The 16398-nt window shown below is 73.5% G+C and carries 6 protein-coding genes; all 6 read right to left on the bottom strand.

The features are described 5' to 3' along the window. Positions 1-89: 89 nt before the first annotated feature. Genes ACWIHY_RS26135 through ACWIHY_RS26110 form a run of 6 tightly spaced genes read right to left on the bottom strand, consistent with a single transcriptional unit; the run spans position 90 to position 16396 of the window. A complete protein-coding gene (locus tag ACWIHY_RS26135; protein ID WP_454378122.1) occupies positions 90-3287 on the bottom strand; it encodes a condensation domain-containing protein in 3198 nt (1065 codons plus the stop codon). Further along, on the bottom strand, positions 3284-4540 hold the full coding sequence (locus ACWIHY_RS26130; RefSeq protein ID WP_454378121.1) for an MFS transporter: 1257 nt from the start codon (positions 4538-4540) through the stop codon (positions 3284-3286). The genes ACWIHY_RS26135 and ACWIHY_RS26130 overlap by 4 nt, the downstream gene beginning before the upstream one ends. Further along, on the bottom strand, positions 4533-8621 hold the full coding sequence (locus ACWIHY_RS26125; protein ID WP_454378120.1) for a non-ribosomal peptide synthetase: 4089 nt from the start codon (positions 8619-8621) through the stop codon (positions 4533-4535). Before ACWIHY_RS26125 ends, ACWIHY_RS26130 begins: the two co-directional genes overlap by 8 nt. After that, complete coding sequence (locus tag ACWIHY_RS26120; protein WP_454378119.1) at positions 8618-9898, bottom strand: MupA/Atu3671 family FMN-dependent luciferase-like monooxygenase; 1281 nt, start codon at positions 9896-9898, stop codon at positions 8618-8620. Before ACWIHY_RS26120 ends, ACWIHY_RS26125 begins: the two co-directional genes overlap by 4 nt. Beyond that, on the bottom strand, positions 9891-14531 hold the full coding sequence (locus ACWIHY_RS26115; protein WP_454378118.1) for a type I polyketide synthase: 4641 nt from the start codon (positions 14529-14531) through the stop codon (positions 9891-9893). Before ACWIHY_RS26115 ends, ACWIHY_RS26120 begins: the two co-directional genes overlap by 8 nt. Next, positions 14528-16396, bottom strand: a complete 1869-nt coding sequence (locus tag ACWIHY_RS26110) for an amino acid adenylation domain-containing protein (RefSeq protein ID WP_454378117.1) — start codon at positions 16394-16396, stop codon at positions 14528-14530. The genes ACWIHY_RS26115 and ACWIHY_RS26110 overlap by 4 nt, the downstream gene beginning before the upstream one ends. Positions 16397-16398: the final 2 nt, after the last annotated feature.

Below are 16398 nucleotides of genomic sequence, written 5' to 3'. Positions count from 1 at the left end.
CGCCCCCGCTTCCACCGTGGTCCGTACCGTTTCCGTCGTCGTTCGCCGAACCGCCGCCTTCATCACGGCTGTTCGCGTTGCCCGAGCCGTCATCGCGACCGCCCCGGCGCGCGCTCCCTGGTCCGGGCGCGCATGGCCCGCAGCCGGGCCTGGCCGCGCTCCTCCGCGCCGGAGGCTGCTTGCGCGGCGGCCGGGGACCCGGCGCCGTCCCCGGCGCCCTTCCCGAGGAAGGCCGCCATGGCGCGGACGGTGGAGTGCCGGAACAGGTCGACCACGTCGACCTCGCACTCCAGTGCGGTCCGCAGCCGGTCGCGCAGCCGGATCAGCAGCAGCGAGTTGCCGCCCGCGTCGAAGAAGCTCTCGCCGGGGCCGACCGTGCGGCCGAGCACCTGCTGCCAGGCGGTGGCGACGAGCTGTTCGGTGCCGCTCACCGGCGGCTGTTCTTCGCGCCGCTCCGCCATCGCCTCCTCGGCGAGTGCCTGCTCCAGCGCCTTGGCGACGGCCGCGCCGTCCGGCCGGCCGGCGGGCAGCAGCGGCAGCCGCTCCAGGACGCCGATCCGGGCGGGCAGCATGTAGCCGGGCAGCAGCTCGCGCAGGTGCGCGCGCAGCTCGTCGGCGGTCGGGGCCGCCCCCGGCCGGGCGGCGACGGCGGCGTCGATGCCGTCGCTCTCCCCGGTCAGTACGTGGGCGCGGGCCACGCCGGGGTGCGCGAGCAGCGCGGCCTCGATGTCGGCCACGGCCACCCGCACCCCGCGTACCCGGACCTGCTCGGCGGCCCGCCCGGCGAACACCAGCCGCCCGTCGGGCGTGTGCCGTGCCAGGTCGCCGGTGGAGAACAGGCGCCCGCCCGGCCGCTTCCCGTACGGGTCGGGCAGGAAGCGCTCCGCCGTGCGGCGCGGGTCGTTCAGGTAGCCCCGGGTGACGGCCGCGCCGCCGATGTGGAGTTCGCCGACGACGCCCGGCGGGACCAGGTTCCCGCGCCGGTCGAGGACGTACGCCGTGGCACCCGCCGGGAGGCCGAGCGGAACCGGACGGCCGGTCTCGTCCGGGGTGGCCGGCCCGCCGAGGGCGGGGCCCGCCGTCTCGGCGGTGGAGTAGAGCTGGTGGACCCGGGCGGCCCCGGCGGCGTACGCCGCACGAAGGGTGGCCGGCGCGAGCGGTTCGCCCCCGGCGAGGACCGTCGCCGGTACGGCGTCCCGGCCCTCGCCCAGCAGTCCGGCGAGGGCGGACGGCGCGGCGTGCACCGTGCCCGTGGGCGCGCCGTCCGGTACGACCGCTCGGCCGCCCCGGGTGAGCGGGGCGAAGAGCTCGAACACCGCTCCCGGCGAGTCCGGCGGGCTGAGCTGCGCCACCGCGTCGAGCGCCCCGGCGGGCAGCTCCCGGTGGGCCCAGCGCAGCCGGGAAGCCAGGTTCCGGTGCTCGGCGAGTACGGCCTTCGGCTCACCCGTGGCGCCGGACGTCCGCAGGACCCAGGCGGCGCCGGCGGGCGCGACGGCGGGCAGCGGCGCGGTGGGCAGCGGCTCCCCCGCCTCCGCGGACTCCTCCAGACCGACCACCCGCACCCGCGTGTGGTCGAACAGCGAGGAGGCGTACGGGTCGGCGAGTACCGTCGAGAGACCGGCGTCGTCCACGGCCAGCCGCAGCAGGAAGGCCGGCAGCTCCGGGTCCAGCGGGACACACACCCCGCCGGCCCTGAGCACGCCGAGCTGGGCGGCCGCCAGCGCGAAGGACTTGGGCGCGCAGACGCCCACCGGGGTCTCCGGCGTGAGGCCGTGCTCCAGGAGCCGCAGCGCCAACCCCGTTGCCGCGTCGTCGAGTTCGCGGTAAGTCCAGGTGCGGGGCCCGTCCACGAAGGCGACCGCGTCGGGCGTACGGGCGGCCTGTTCGGCCACCATCGCGTGCAGCACGTCGCCGTCCGTGTCACCGTCGGCGCCCTGCTCGCGCGCCGGGTTCCACTCCTCGACCAGCTGCCGCCGCTCGGCGGCGGTGGGCCGCAGCAGCGCGGAGACCCGGGCGGCCGGGTCGGCGCCTATGCGTTCCAGTACGGTGCGCAGCCGGATCAGCAGCTGTTCCGCGGCCGTGTCCTCGAAGAGGGCGGTGCGGTAGTCGACCAGGGCGAGCAGGCCCTCGTCGGTCTCGATGGTGTCGATGGCCAGGTCGGTCTTCATCGTGGGCAGCCGCAGCTCCCCCACCGTGAACACCGCGTCCGCCACCCGCCGCACGGGAGCTGCGGGCTGGTGCGTGAACATGACCTGGTAGAGCGGGTGGTAGCTCGGGTCACGGGCGGCCCCGAGCCGGTCCATGACCTCGTCGACCGGCAGGTCGGAGTGGTCCAGTGCGTCCAGCAGGTCGCCACGCACCCGGTGCAGCAGCTCGCCGAACTCCGGGTCGCCGGACAGGTCGCCGCGCAGCACCACGGGCCGGGTGAGATAGCCGATGAGCCCGGCGCTCTCGGTGGTGTCCCGGCCGGAGACGGCCATGCCGGTGAGTACGTCCGTGCCGCCGTACTGGCTGAGCACCACGTCGCACGCGGCCTTGAGCACCATGTACAGGCTGCACCGCTTGGTGCGGGCGAGCCGCCGCAGCGGCTCCACCACCTCGTGCGGGATCACGGCCGTACGCCGCTCCCCGTCGTGCCCGCCGCGCGCGGGGCGCGGCCCGGCGAGGGGCAGCTCCAGCACCTCGGGGGAGCCGGCGAGCCGCTGGGTCCAGTAGGCCAGGTTCGCCGCCGCGGCCCGTTCGTCCTCTTCGGTACGCCGGGCGAGGAACGCGCCGTACTCGACGGCGGGCTCCGCGAGCGGTGACGGCCGGCCCTGGGTGAACGCGTCGTACAGCTCCGTCAGTTCGGAGGCGAAGACCTCCAGCGACGCCCCGTCGAAGACGATGTGGTGGACGCCGACGAGCAGCCGGTGCGTGGTGTCGTCCAGTCGCAGCAGCCGGGCCCGCAGCAGCGGGCCGCCGTCCACGGTGAACGGCTCGCGGGCGAACGCCTCGGCCACCGCGGCCGAGCCGTCCCGCGCGTCGACGGTGGGCAGGACCACCGGCTCGGGCGCTCCGACACACTGCGCGGGCTCCCCGTCGGCGCCGCGGACGATCCTGGTGCGCAGGGCGGGGTGGCGGCGTACCAGCTCGTCCAGGGCGCGTCCGAGAGCCGCTGGGTCCAGCGGTCCGTCGATGCCGACGGCGAACGGGACGCTGAAGAAGGGGTCGTCCGGGCGCACTTGGGCCAGTGCCCACAGTCGCCGCTGGGCGGGGGTGAGCGGCAGGTGCCGCTCGGCGGCCGTCATGAGGCCACCTCCGCCCCGGCGTTGTTCCTGTCGTTCCCCTTGTTCCTGTTGCGCACCGAGGCGGCGGTGAGTACGGCGGCGGCCGGCAGCAGCAGCCCGCCGGCCACGATGATCGACGCGGCGATGCCCATGAGGTCCGCCGCCAGGCCGCCGAGGACCACGCCGATGATGGTGAAGTTGACCATCAGGGCGTTGAGCAGCCCGACCCCGCGCCCGCGCAGCTCCTCGGGCAGGTCGCTGATCAGGGTGTTGGCCACCGGCACCTGGAAGAGGCCGGAGCCGATCCCCGCCACCAGGCACCAGGCCAGTACGACGCCCAGGCCGAGCGAGTCCCGCAGCCAGCCGGTCGGGGCGAGCAGCAGCAGCGACACCCCGAACAGCACGATCGAGCCGATGAGCAGCCCCCGGTCGGAGAACCGGCGTACCAGCGGAGGACCGGTCAGGGCCCCGATCACGCAGCCCGCGCCGAAGGCGGCCTGTGCCAGGCCGAAGTTGAAGGCGGACAGGTCGAAGACGCTGAGGAGCTGGGAGTTGAGGTTGGTGGTGAACAGCCCGAGGACGAGCATCACCGGCACCAGGATGACCGCGAGGAAGCGCAGCGAGGGAACGGCCAGGACACCCTTGATGCCGGTGCCGAGCGACTTCCAGTACGACTCCCGGCCGCTGTCCGGCCCGGGGACCGGGACCTCACGCAGTACCGCCATGCTGCCCAGCAGCACGGCCGAGACCACGAAGGTGGCCGCGTCGATGACGAAGACGGCGCTGACGCTGCCGAACGCGAGGAGCAGACCGCCCAGGGCGGGGCCCACGAGGTTCAGTGTGTGGTTCGTGGACTGGAAGAGGGCCACCGCCGTCGGGATGCTGTGACCCCGCACGATCAGCGGGATCGCGGTGATCCGGGCCGTCTCGAAGAACGCCTTGGCGATTCCGGTGAGCAGGATCAGTACGAGCAGGAGCAGCGGCGAATCACGGACCGGGATCATCGCGAGGACCAGCGCCACCCGGACCAGGTCGGAGCCGACCATCAGCCCGCGCGCCGGGAACCGGTCGGCCAGCGGGCCGACGAAGGCGCCCAGCACGCCGGAGGGCAGCAGCTGTGCGATGACCACGAGGGACACGTACAGGACCGGATTCGAGGTCTCGGTGGCCACCACGTAGATCAGGGTGATCTTGGTGATGGCGTCACCGAGGAAGGACGCGACGACGGCCAGCCAATAGCGGATGTACGTCCGGTCCTTGAGCAGTTCAAGCACTGTCGACCACCTCGTTCAGAATTGTGGCGACGCCCTCGATGTACGGGTGGCGCATCATCGTGTAGTGGTTGCCCTCGACCACCCGGACGTCGAGGCTGCCGCCGGCGGTCAGCTCGCGCCACGCCTCGGTCGAGTCGTACGTCTCCTCGGCCGCGCGGATCAGCGTGACCTTGCCCTTGACGTGCAGGGGGCGGAAGTTCCAGACGAGCCGCAGGTTGGCGACCCAGAGGTCGAGAATGTCGCGGACCTGTTCGCGTCCGGCGTCCGGCGGCAGGTAGTCGGAGGCGCGGGCGATGGCGAGGAGGTAGTCGAGGTGCTCGTCGGGGGTCATCCCCCGCAGCTCCTCCACGGACTTCAGCGCGTTGCCGTAGTCCCACTGGAGGTTCGCGGCGATGGCCTCGACGATGTCGGCGGGGTCGGGCTCGGAGCCTTCCGCGACCTCGGCCGGCGGGTGCGAGTCCATCATGACGACCGACACCTCCGCGCCGGTCTTCTCCAGCTCACCGGCGACGGCGAAGGCGTTGGTGCCGCCGTAGCACCAGCCGGCGACCGTGTACGGGCCCTGCGGCTGCACTTCGCGGATCAGCGCCGCGTACGCCGCCGCGCGCGCCCCGAAGTCGGCGTACGGCAGGGCGCCGTCGACGGGCGGCGGTGAGGCCAGGGCGTACAGCGGCCGGTCGCCGCCCTCCATGAGACCGGCGAACGGCATGTAGCAGACGACCTCGCTGCCGGCCGGGTGGGCGAAGAAGACGGGGTTTCCGGTGGTGCCGGAGCCGATCTCCACGAGGTGGACGTCCGCCTCCTCCTGATAGCCCTCGCGCAGCATGCGGGCGAACCGCTCGACGGTGGCGCCCCGGAAGATCGCCGCCATCGGCAGCTGCTGTCCGAACCGCTTCTCGATCTCGGCCATCAGGCGCAGGACGAGCAGGGAGTGGCCGCCCAGGTCGAAGAACCGGTCGTGCAGGCCGATCGGTCTGACCCCGAGAACCTCCTCCCAGATGTGCGCGACCTCCAGCTCGATCGCGTCGCGCGGCGGCACGTAGCTCGCCGCGTCGCGCTCGATCACGGGCTCCGGCAGGGCCCGGCGGTCGATCTTGCCGCTGGTGTTCAGCGGGAAGGCGTCGAGGCGGACGATCGCGGACGGGACCATGTAGTCGGGCAGGAAGCGGCGCAGGTGCTCGCGCAGCTCTTCGGTGACCAGGGCCTCGCCGGGCTCGCCGTCTCTGTCCGCCGCCACGACGTATCCGGTCAGCCGCTTGTCGCCGGGCCGGTCCTCGCGGACGAGGGCGACCGCGCGGCTCACCGCCGGGTGCTCCTCCAGCCGGGCCTCGATCTCGCCGAGTTCGATGCGGAAGCCGCGCAGCTTGACCTGGCCGTCGTCGCGGCCGAGGAAGACGAGCGTGCCGTCCTCGCGCAGCCGGGCCTTGTCGCCGGTCGCGTACAGCCGCGCGCCGGGCCTGCCCCCGAACGGGTCGGGCACGAACCGCTCCGCGGTGAGGGCGGGGCGGCCGCGGTAGCCGCGGGCCACGCCGGTGCCGCCCAGGTACAGGTCGCCGGGCATGCCGACCGGGACCGGCGCCAGGCGCTCGTCGAGGACGTACACCTGGGTGTTGTCGAGCGGGCGGCCGATGGAGACCTGGTCGGTGCCGCTTTCGAGGCGGTGCGCGGTGGACCAGATGGTCGTCTCGGTCGGGCCGTAGACGTTCCAGGTGCGGCCGGGCTCACGGACGAGCTGCTCGGCCAGGGCCGGGGGCAGTGCCTCGCCGCCGACCAGGACCCGCAGCGAGCCGTCGTTGCTCCAGCCCGCCTCCGTCAGGAGGTGCCAGGTGGCCGGGGTGGCCTGCATGACGGTGGCGCCGGTCTCGGCGAGCAGCGCTGCCAGGCGGCGGCCGTCGACCGCCTCCTCCTTGCGCACGACGTGCACCCGGGCCCCGCTGATCAGCGGGGCGTACAGCTCCAGGCCCGCGATGTCGAAGGTGACGGGGGTGACGGCGGTGAGGGTGTCGTCGGCGCCGAGGCCGACCTCGGCGGCCATCGCCAGCAGCAGGTTGGCGAGGTTGCGGTGCGTGACCTCGACGCCCTTGGGCCGGCCGGTGGACCCGGAGGTGTAGATGACGTACGCGAGCCGGTCCTCGCCGGCGGCGGGCGTCGCCGGGACGGCCGGGGCGGCGGCGACGGCCTCGGCTTCGATGTCCAGACAGATCCGCTCGCCGGGGCAGCCCGCGAGGCTGTCGAGCAGCTCGGAGCGGGTCAGCAGAAACTTGGCGTCCGCGTCGCCGGTCATGGTGGCCAGGCGCTCCGCCGGGTACCCCGCGTCCAGCGGCAGGTACGCGCCGCCGGACAGGGCGACTCCGAGCAGGGCGACCACCAGGTCGACGGAGCGCTCCAGGCAGACCCCGACGACGGTCTCGGGGGCCACGCCCCGCTGCTGGAGGTGCGAGGCCAGCCGGCCCGACCGGTCCAGCAGCTCGGCGTACGTGAGCCGCTCGTCGCCGCAGGAGACGGCGACCGCGTCGGGCGTGGCCTCCGCCTGACGGCGTATCAGCACATCCAGGGACGCGCCGGGCTCGCGGTCGGCGTCGGTACGGTTCCACTCGACCAGGAGGGTCCGCGCCTCGTCGGGGCCGAGCAGCGACAGGTCGCGCACAGCGCGGCCCGCGTCCTCGGACATCTGCTCCAGGAGCCGCACGATCTGCCGGGCCATGCGGGCCATCGTGCTCTCGTCGAACAGGTCGGTGTTGTACTCCAGCACGCCGTGGAAGTGGTCGTCCGCCAGCGCCGGGTCGTCGAAGAAGCCCAGCATCACGTCGTCCTTGGCGGTGGCGTTGTCGAGCATCAGCTCCTCGACGGTCAGCCCGGCCATGGGGGTCTCCTCCTCGTGGAGGAAGTCCACGAGGATGAACGACGTCTGGTAGATCGGCGTACGGCTCGGGTCGCGGTCGAGGTCGAGCTCGTCCAGCAGCGTCCCGAACGGGATGTCGTGGTGGTCGAAGGCGCCCATCATCGTCGTACGGGTCGCCTGGAGCAGTTCCCGTACGGTCATCGCCGGCCGGACCGTGGTGCGCAGCGGCAGCATGGTCAGGAAGTAGCCGATCATCGGCTCGGTCTCGGGCCTGCTGCGGGTCGACGAGGTGGTGCCGACCACGATGTCCTGCTGCCCGGTGAGCCGGTGCAGGATCAGCTGCCACGCCGCGAGCAGGGCGATGTTGACGGTGACGTCCTCGCGCTTGGCGAGGTCGCGGACGGCCTGGGTCAGCTCCGGGGTGAGCGGGAACTGGTAGCGGGCGCCGTTGGCGGTCTGGAGCGGCGGGCGGGGCCGGTCGGTGGGCAGCTCCAACACCAGGTCGGCGCCTTCGAGCTGCTTCTTCCAGTACGGCAGGTGCTTGTGCTGCACCTCCTCGCGCAGCCACTGCGGCTGCCACTCGGAGTAGTCCGGGTAGTGCACCTGGACCGGGGGCAGCTGCGGCTCGCGGCCGGTGGCGAACGCCGTGTAGAGCTCGGCGATCTCGGCGTTGAAGATGCCCATCGAGCCGCGGTCCCAGACCAGGTGGTCGACCGTGCCGACGAGGACGTGCTCCCGCTCGCCCAGGCGCAGCAGGGCCACCCGCAGGAGCGGGCCCTTCACCAGGTCGAACGGCTTGCGCAGCTCCTCGGTGGCGAGCCGCATCATCTCGTCCTCGCGCCGCTCGTCCGGCACGGACCGCAGGTCCTGGTGGTCCAGCGGCACCTCCATGGACGCGTGGATCACCTGGACGGGGGCGTGGCCGTCCTGCTCGAACGTGGTGCGCATGGCCTCGTGGCGCTGCACGAAACCGTTCACGGCGCGCTGGAGCGCGTCCGTGTCCAGCTCGCCGTGCAGCCGCGAGGCGAAGTACACGTTGTAGACCGGGTCTTCGGGGTCGAATTGGTGGATGAGCCAGATGCGCTCCTGGTCCACGGTGAGCGGTACGCGGTTCTCCCGCTGCCGCCGCGGAATCGGCGCGTTGGTCACGGTGCTGGTGCTGCGCTCGCGCATGCGCCGGTCGAGAAGGGCGCGCTGGGCGGGGGTGAGGCCGGCCAGCCGGTCTGCGAGTCCGGTCACGACTGCTCTCCTTCGGTCTCGCCCCGGTGCCGGTAGCGGTTCTTGAGTTCGGTGAGGTGGTCCAGGCCCTTGAGGACCTGGCCCGGGTCGAGCCCGAAGTCGACGAGGCAGGCGACCTCGTCGACGCCGATGTCCACCAGGTCCTCGATGAGGGACTCGCACTTGTCGGGCGTGCCGAGCAGCGCCAGCGTGTCGAAGTAGCGCTCGAAGGTGGCGTTGAGCATGACGTCGCGCTCGGCGTCGTTCAGCTTGGAGAACTCGCTGCCGAAGCTGTCCTGCTGCTCCAGGAACGTCTTCAGGTACGCGGTCAGCGGCCCCCGTACGGTTTCCCTGGCCTCGTCGTTGTCGGAGCCCACGAAGGTGTGCACCATCGCGGTGACCCGGCCCTCGGCCGGGTCGTACCCGGCCTGGGCGAGCGCCTCGCGGTAGGCCGCGATCTTGTCCTTCAGGTCGGCGGGGCGCTGGGCGACCAGACCGGTCAGCACATACGCGCCGGTCTCCCCGGCCCGTACGAACGTCTCGACGCTGCCCTGCGCCGACACCCACACCGGGAGCTTCGGCTGGAGCGGGCGCGGCAGAGTGCGTACGGACTGCAACGAGCCGTCCGCGCGGGGAAGTTCGACGCTCTCGCCCGCCCACAGCCGCTGGATGGTGTCGATCGACTCGAACATCTCGTCCTTGCGGCGGGCGTAGCGCTCCTGCCCGTCGCCCGGCGCGAGGAGGAAGTCGTCCGGGTGCCAGCCGGACGCCGCCGAGATCGCGGCCCGCCCGCCGGAGAGGTTGTCGACGACCGCCCACTCCTCGGCGACCCGCACCGGGTGGTGCAGGGGCAGGACGCAGCTGCCCGCGCGGATCTGGATGTTCTCGGTCAGCACGGCGATGGCGGAGGCCAGCAGCGACGGGTTCGGGTAGAGCCCGCCGAAGTCCACGAAGTGGCGCTCGGGGACCCAGATGCCGTCGAAGCCGTTGGCGTCGGCATGGCGGGCGCTGTCCAGCAGCAGCTGGTACTTGCCCGGGCCCTTCGCCGTACCGTCGCCGGAGAAGAAGAACAGGCTGAAGTCCATGGTGCTGCCGGGCCGCCGGCTGCGGCGCGGAGTCTCGGTCTTCGCCGCCGCCTTGGCACCGGAGTCCACGGCGGACGGCGCCTTGACGTTGCGCTCGCGCATGGACCGCTCCAGTACGGCGCGCTGCTCGGGGGAGAGCGAGGACAGCCGCTCCTTGAGCCTGCGCGCGACCTCGGCCTCGTCGGACATCGTCTGCGACTGCTCGTCAGACATGGTCGTCACCCTTCAGCTTTGCCTCGGCCTCGCCGGCGGAGAGGCTCTCGACCTCGCGCAGCAGTGCCTCGAACTCGTCCAGACCGATCGATTCGGCCTGGTGGGAGCGGATCGCGGCGGCGAGTCCCGGGACGGTCGGCGCCTCGAAGACGGCGCTCATGGGGAAGTCGCCGTGGGCCTGCCGCAGCCGCCCGACGATCTGGATGGCGAACAGCGAGTTGCCGCCCAGGTCGTAGAAGTCGTCGTCGGGTCCGATCGGGGAGACGCCGAGCATCTCGTGCCACACCCGGGCGACGGACTGGGCGAGTTCGTCGTCCGGCCACACGGTGGCCGGGTCCCAGTCGTCGTCGCCGCGGCCGCGGCCGCCGCCGAGCGAGTCGGTGAACGACGTCGCGGTCAGCCCGGACTGGTCGGCCAGTACGTCCTGGAAGTCGGCCCTGGAGACCACGACCTGCGGGAGCCCGCCGGACAGGGCCGCCCGGGCGAGGGCCAGGCCGTCGGCGGCCGGGATGCCCTGGGACAGGCGCAGCCGCTCGTAGAGCTCCCGCACCTCCGGCAGGCCCGCCATCTGCTGCTCGAACCAGTCGTCCCAGTCCCACTGCGACCAGTCGACGGTGACGGTGGGCCGGCCCGCGGCGGTGCCCGCCTGGGCGAAGGCGTCGAGGAAGACCGAGGCCGCGCAGTTCTCGGCCTGGCCGAAGCCGCCGACGATGCCGGTGGTGGCCGAAGCGGTCAGGAGGAAGTCCAGCCCGTCACCGGCCAGCAGCTCGTCCAGCAGCAGGGTCGACCTCACCCTGGCCGCGAGGACGGCGTCGAAGTCGTCCCGCGTCTTGAGCGCCGTGAGGCCGGAGCCCCGCGCGTCGGCGAGGTGCAGTACGCCGTTGACGGCGCCCAGCACGGTCCGGGCCTCCTCGACGGCGGTACGCGCCTGGCCGGGGTCGGCCAGGTCGGCGGTGCGGTAGACGACGGACTCGGGGTGGGCGGCGCGCAGCGCGGCGAGCCGGGCGACCCGGTCGCGTACGCGGTCGTCGTCACCGGCGGCACCGCGCTGCCAGGCGTCCCACTCGCTCTCGGCGGGGAAGTCCGGGTCGCCGACGAGCACGACCCTGGCCCCGCTCGCGACGATCTGCTCGGCGAAGGCCAGCCCGGTCTCGCCGGAGGCGCCGGTGACGAGGTACCCGGCGCCCTCGCGCCAGGCCAGCCCGGTGGGCACGGCGTCCAGCTCGACCGGCGCGAAGGCGCGCAGGAGGCGCTGGGCACCCCGGTAGGCGACGAGGTTGTCGCGCCCCGCGCCGGCGAGTTCGGCGCCGAGCTGCGCGGTGAGGCGGGTGCGGGCCGCCTCGTCGCCGGGGAGGACGACGTCGACGCTGCGGCAGCTGAGCCACGCGTACTCCTGCGGCAGTACGGTGACCGCGCCGTACAGGGTGGCGCGCTCGGGCCGGACCACGGCCGAACCGTGCGCGTCCTGGAGGCTGTCGGTGACGACGTCGATCCGCACCGGGCGGTCCTCACCGGTCTCGCCCAGAGCCTGGGCGAGGGCGACGAGGCTGTGGAAACCGGTGTCCAGGCCGGTGGCGTAGCGGCGTACCGCGTCACCGCTGTCCTCGGACCGGCCCGTCACGGCCCAGGCGTGCACGACGCGGTCCGGGGCGGCGCCCGTCTGCCGCAGCTCCTTGACGACCTGGCCGAGGTGTCCGGCTTCCGCGGGGTCCGCGTCGAAGCCGTGCTCGGAAGTGCGGGCGTACGCCGCTGCCTTGCGCACGGTGGTGACGACGTGGCCCCGCTCGCGCAGGGCGGCGCTCAGCCCGTCGGTGAGACCGGCGTCGTCCGCGAGGACCAGCCAGCTGAGCGGGCCCTCCACGGGGGTTTCCTCGGCCTGCGGGAGCGGCGCGCGGTGCCAGACCGGTGCGTACGTCCACCGCTTGGGGTCGGTGCGTACGTTCCCGGCGCCTGCGGCGGCCTCCGGCTTGGGCAGCAGGTAGCTGCGGCCCTCGAAGGGGTAGGCGGGCAGCGGCACGCGGCGCCGGGCCCGGTCGCCGTGCAGGGCGGCCCAGTCGACGTCGGCACCGTGACGCCACAGCTCGGCAAGCCCCTCGCGCACGGTGCGGGGCTCGGCGGCGTGCTCCTCGCCGCGCGGCCTGCGCAGCAGGGTGACGACGGGCGACGGCTCGGGGTGGATCCGGACCAGTCCGCTGAGCTGGCTGCCGGGGCCGGCCTCGACGAGGACCACGCCGTCCCCGCGCTCCGTGAGGGCGGTGATCCCGTCGGAGAAACGGACCGGGGCGCGGGTGTGGGAAACCCAGTACTCGGGGTCGGTGGCCTGCTCGTCGGTGATCCAGGTGCCGGTCACATTGGACAGGAAGGGGATCTGCGGCGTGTTCAGCCGCACCGAGCGCAGCACTTCGGCGAGACCGGGCAGGGCCGGCTCGACCAGCGCGGTGTGGAAGGCGTGCGAGGTCTCCAGCTCCCGTACGGACGCGCCCTGGGCCTCGAGCACCCGGCGGGCCTCGGCGACCTCGTCGGGCGTACCGGCGACCACGCAGGAGGCCGGCGCGTTGACCGCGGCGATCGTCGCGGTCAGGCCGTCCAGCGCCGTGGTCAGGGACGCCTCGTCCAGCAGGACGGACAGCATCCGGCCGGGGGCCAGGTCCTGCATGAGGGCGGCGCGGCGGGCGACGACGCGCAACGCGTCCTCCAGGCTGAACACCCCGGACAGGCATGCCGAGACGAGCTCGCCGAGGCTGTGCCCGGTCATCGCGGCGGGGCGCACGCCCCACGCCATGAGCAGCTGCGCGACGGCGTAGTCGATGCTGAAGACGGTCGGCTGGGTGTAGAGGGTCTGGCGCAGCCGCTCCTTCGCCTCGTCACCGTCGGTGGCGAAGGCCACCTCGCGCACGTCCCAGCCGAGGTGGGGCAGCAGGATCTCGGCGCAGCGGTCGAGCGCCTCGCGGAACACCGGCTCGGTGGCGTACAGCTCCGCGCCCATGCCTGCGTACTGGGCCCCCTGGCCGGGGAAGACGAACACCACGTCCGGTGCCTCGTCCCGAGCGGCGGACCCGCCGGTGGCGGGGCGCTCCAGCGCGGCGGCGGCGTCGGCGCGGCCGTTCGCGACGACCGTACGGCGGTACGGGAAGGCGGCGCGTCCGAGCTGCAGGGTGTACGCGGCGTCGGCGAGTCCGCCGTCCTGCGCGGTCGCGTCGTCCCCGAGGGCCCTCGCGAGGCGCGCGGCGGCCGCGTCGAGGGCTTCGGGCGTACGGGCCGAAAGGGGCAGCACGTGCCAGTCGTCCTCGGCGGGCTCGGTGACCGGCGTGACCACGGGTGCCGCTTCGAGGATCACGTGGGCGTTGGTGCCGCCGATGCCGAAGGCGCTCACCCCGGCGCGCGGCGGCAGCTCCGTCGCGGGCCAGGGCACGCCGTCGGCGTTGACGTGGAAGGGGCCCTTGTCGAGGTGGAGGCGCGGGTTGGGGCCGCGGAAGTGGGCCGTCGGCGGGATGAAGCGGTGCTCCAGCGCCAGGGTCGCCTTGATCAGGCCGGTGACACCGGCCGCCGCGTCGAGGTGGCCGACGTTGGACTTCACGGAGCCCAGGTGGACCGACCCGGCGGCGGCGTCGGGGCCGAACGCCTCGGTGAGCGCCTGGACCTCGATCGGGTCGCCGAGCGGGGTGGCGGTGCCGTGCGCCTCGACGAACTGGACCGTGCTGGGCTCGATCCCGGCGACGGCGAGCGCCTCGGCGATCACCTCGGCCTGGCCGTGCGGCGAAGGCGCGGTGAAGCCGATCTTGGCGGAGCCGTCGTTGTTGACCGCGCTGCCGCGGATCACGGCGTGGATGTGGTCGCCGTCGGCGACCGCGTCCTCCAGTCGCTTGAGGACCACGAGGGCCACACCGTCACCGGAGACGGTGCCGGAGGCGTCGGCGTCGAACGGGCGACAGTGGCCGTCGGTCGAGAGGATCGCGCCCTCCTCGTACCGGTAGCCGCGCGGCTCGAACTCGCGCACGGCGACTCCGCCCGCCAGCGCCAGGTCGGACTCGCGGCTGAGCAGGGACTGCACGGCGAGGTGGACCGTCACCAGCGAAGAGGAGCAGGCGCTCTGCACGGTGAAGCTGGGCCCGGTCAGGCCGAGCTTGTACGAGACCCGCAGGGCCAGCATGCCGGGGTCGTTGCCGATCGCCACCTGGATCTCGTCCGAGATCCGGCCGTCGGAGCCGCCGCGCGCGATCCGTTCCTGGAGGTAGCCGCTGCCCGAGGTGCCGGCGAACACACCGGTCCGTCCCTCGAACGCCTTCGGCGGATAGCCGGCCCGCTCCAGCGCCTGCCAGGCGGTCTCCAGCAGCAACCGGTGCTGCGGGTCCATGAGTTCGGCCTCGGACCTGGTGACGCCGAAGAAGTCGGCGTCGAACCGGTCGAACCCGTCCACCGGGAAGCCGGACTTCACATAGGCCGGGTCGCTCAGCAGCTGCTCGGGGACCCCGGCGGCGGCCAGCTCCTCGTCGGAGTAGGAGGTACGCCCCTCCCCTCCCGCCGCAACCGTGCGCCACAGTTCGTCGACATCCGCGGCGCCCGGGAAGCGGCCGCTCATTCCGATGATGGCCACGGCCTGCTCGGGCAGTGGCAGATCCGTCTCGTACGTCATGCGTTCTCCCCGTGCGGGTGGGATGCGGACCGGCTGTCGTCGCCGGTGTCGTGCTGTGCGGCGAGCAGCTCTTCCAGGGCGCTCGCGAGTTCGCGTACCGTCGGCCGGTCGAAGAACAGCCGCAGCGTGGCGCCGACGCCGAGCCGTTCCTTGGTGAGGGCCACGGCCTGGGTGGCGAGCATCGAGTGGCCGCCCAGTTCGAAGAAGTCGTCGTCCAGTCCCACCCGGTCGACCGAGAGCACGTCGGCCCAGATGTCGGCGAGGGTCTTCTCGACAGGGGTCGCGGGCGCCGCGAACTCCGCGTCGAGGTCGGGACGTACCGCCTCCGGGGCGGGCAGCGCGCGCCGGTCGACCTTGCCGTTGTGGGTCAGCGGCAGCCGGTCGAGGGCCACGTACACGTTCGGCAGCATGTACTCCGGCAGCCTCAGGCCCAGGTGCTCGCGCAGCTCGGAAGGACCGGCCGGCGCCCCGGCCGCCGCCACCCAGTACGCGACCAGGCGGGGGTCTCCCGACGCGTCCTGGTCGACGACCACGACGGTGTCGCGGACGGCGGGGTGGCGGGTGAGCGCGTTCTCGATCTCGCCGAGCTCGATGCGGTAGCCGCGGATCTTCACCTGGTGGTCCAGGCGGCCCACGTACTCGTGGTCACCGTCGGCCGCGCGCCGGGCGCTGTCGCCCGAGCGGTAACGGCGGGCTCCGGGCACGGCCGCGTCCGGGGCGGGCAGGAAGCGCTCGGCGGTCAGGGCGGGGCGGCCCAGATAGCCTCGGGCCACGCCCGCGCCGCCGACGTACAGTTCGCCGGCCTCGCCGTCCGCCACCCGCTCGCCGTCCGCGCCGAGGACGTCCATCGCCCAGCCGCCGATGGCGCCGCCGATCATGCTGCCGGTCGCGCCTTCGAGGTCGGACGAGGCCATCCGCCGGTACGTGGAGTGCACGGTGGTCTCGGTGATCCCGTACATGTTCACCAGGGCCGGCACCTCGTCGCCGTGGCGCGCGATCCACGGCCGCAGCATTTCGGGCGGCAGCGCCTCCCCGGCGAAGACCACCAGCCGCAGCGCGAGCGCGGCCGGGGAGCCGGGGCCCGCGTACTCCTCCTCGTAGCGGACGAGCTGGCGGAAGGCGGCCGGGGTCTGGTTGAGGACGGTGACGCCCTCGCGGTGCAGCAGTGCGTGGAGGTCAGCCGGGGAGCGCCGTACGTCGTCCGGTACGACGACCAGCCGGCCCCCGTGCAGCAGGGCGCCCCACATCTCCCACACGGAGACGTCGAACGCGGCGGACGCGCACATCGACCACACGTCGCCGGGACCGAAACCGAACCGGTCGCGCACGCCGGTCAGCAGGCCGGTCACGTTGCGGTGCTCGATCATGACGCCCTTGGGCGTGCCCGTCGAACCGCTGGTGTAGATGACGTAGGCGAGACTCGCCGGGCCGGTGCCCGGGTCCTCGGGCGCGGTCTGCGGGTACGCCGTCAGGTCGGCGCCGCCGGGTCCGGTCAGCACGGTGTGCGTGGCGCGCAGGCCACGCCCGGCCGTGTCCGTCAGCAGGACGGCGGCGTCGGCGTCGGCGAGCGTGAAGCTCAGCCGCTCGTCCGGTGCGGACGGGTCCAGCGGGACGTAGGCCCCGCCGGCCTTGAGCACCGCGAGCAGCGCGGTCACCAGGGCGGTGGTCCGCTCCATGCAGACGGCGACCGGCACTTCGGGGCCGACGCCGAGGGTCCGCAGGTGGTGGGCGAGCCGGTTGGCGTCACGCTCCAGCTCGCGGTAGCTCAGCCGGCCGTCGCGGCCGGTCACGGCGACGGCGTCGCCGCGCTCGGCCGCCTGCCGTGCGAACCACGCGTCGATGGTCCCCGGTGCGCGTGTGGCCATTT

The organism is Streptomyces sp. NPDC055287 (genome assembly GCF_053646035.1).
Note: the sequence above shows the minus strand (reverse complement) of the source record. Positions and strands in the feature narration are given on the sequence as shown.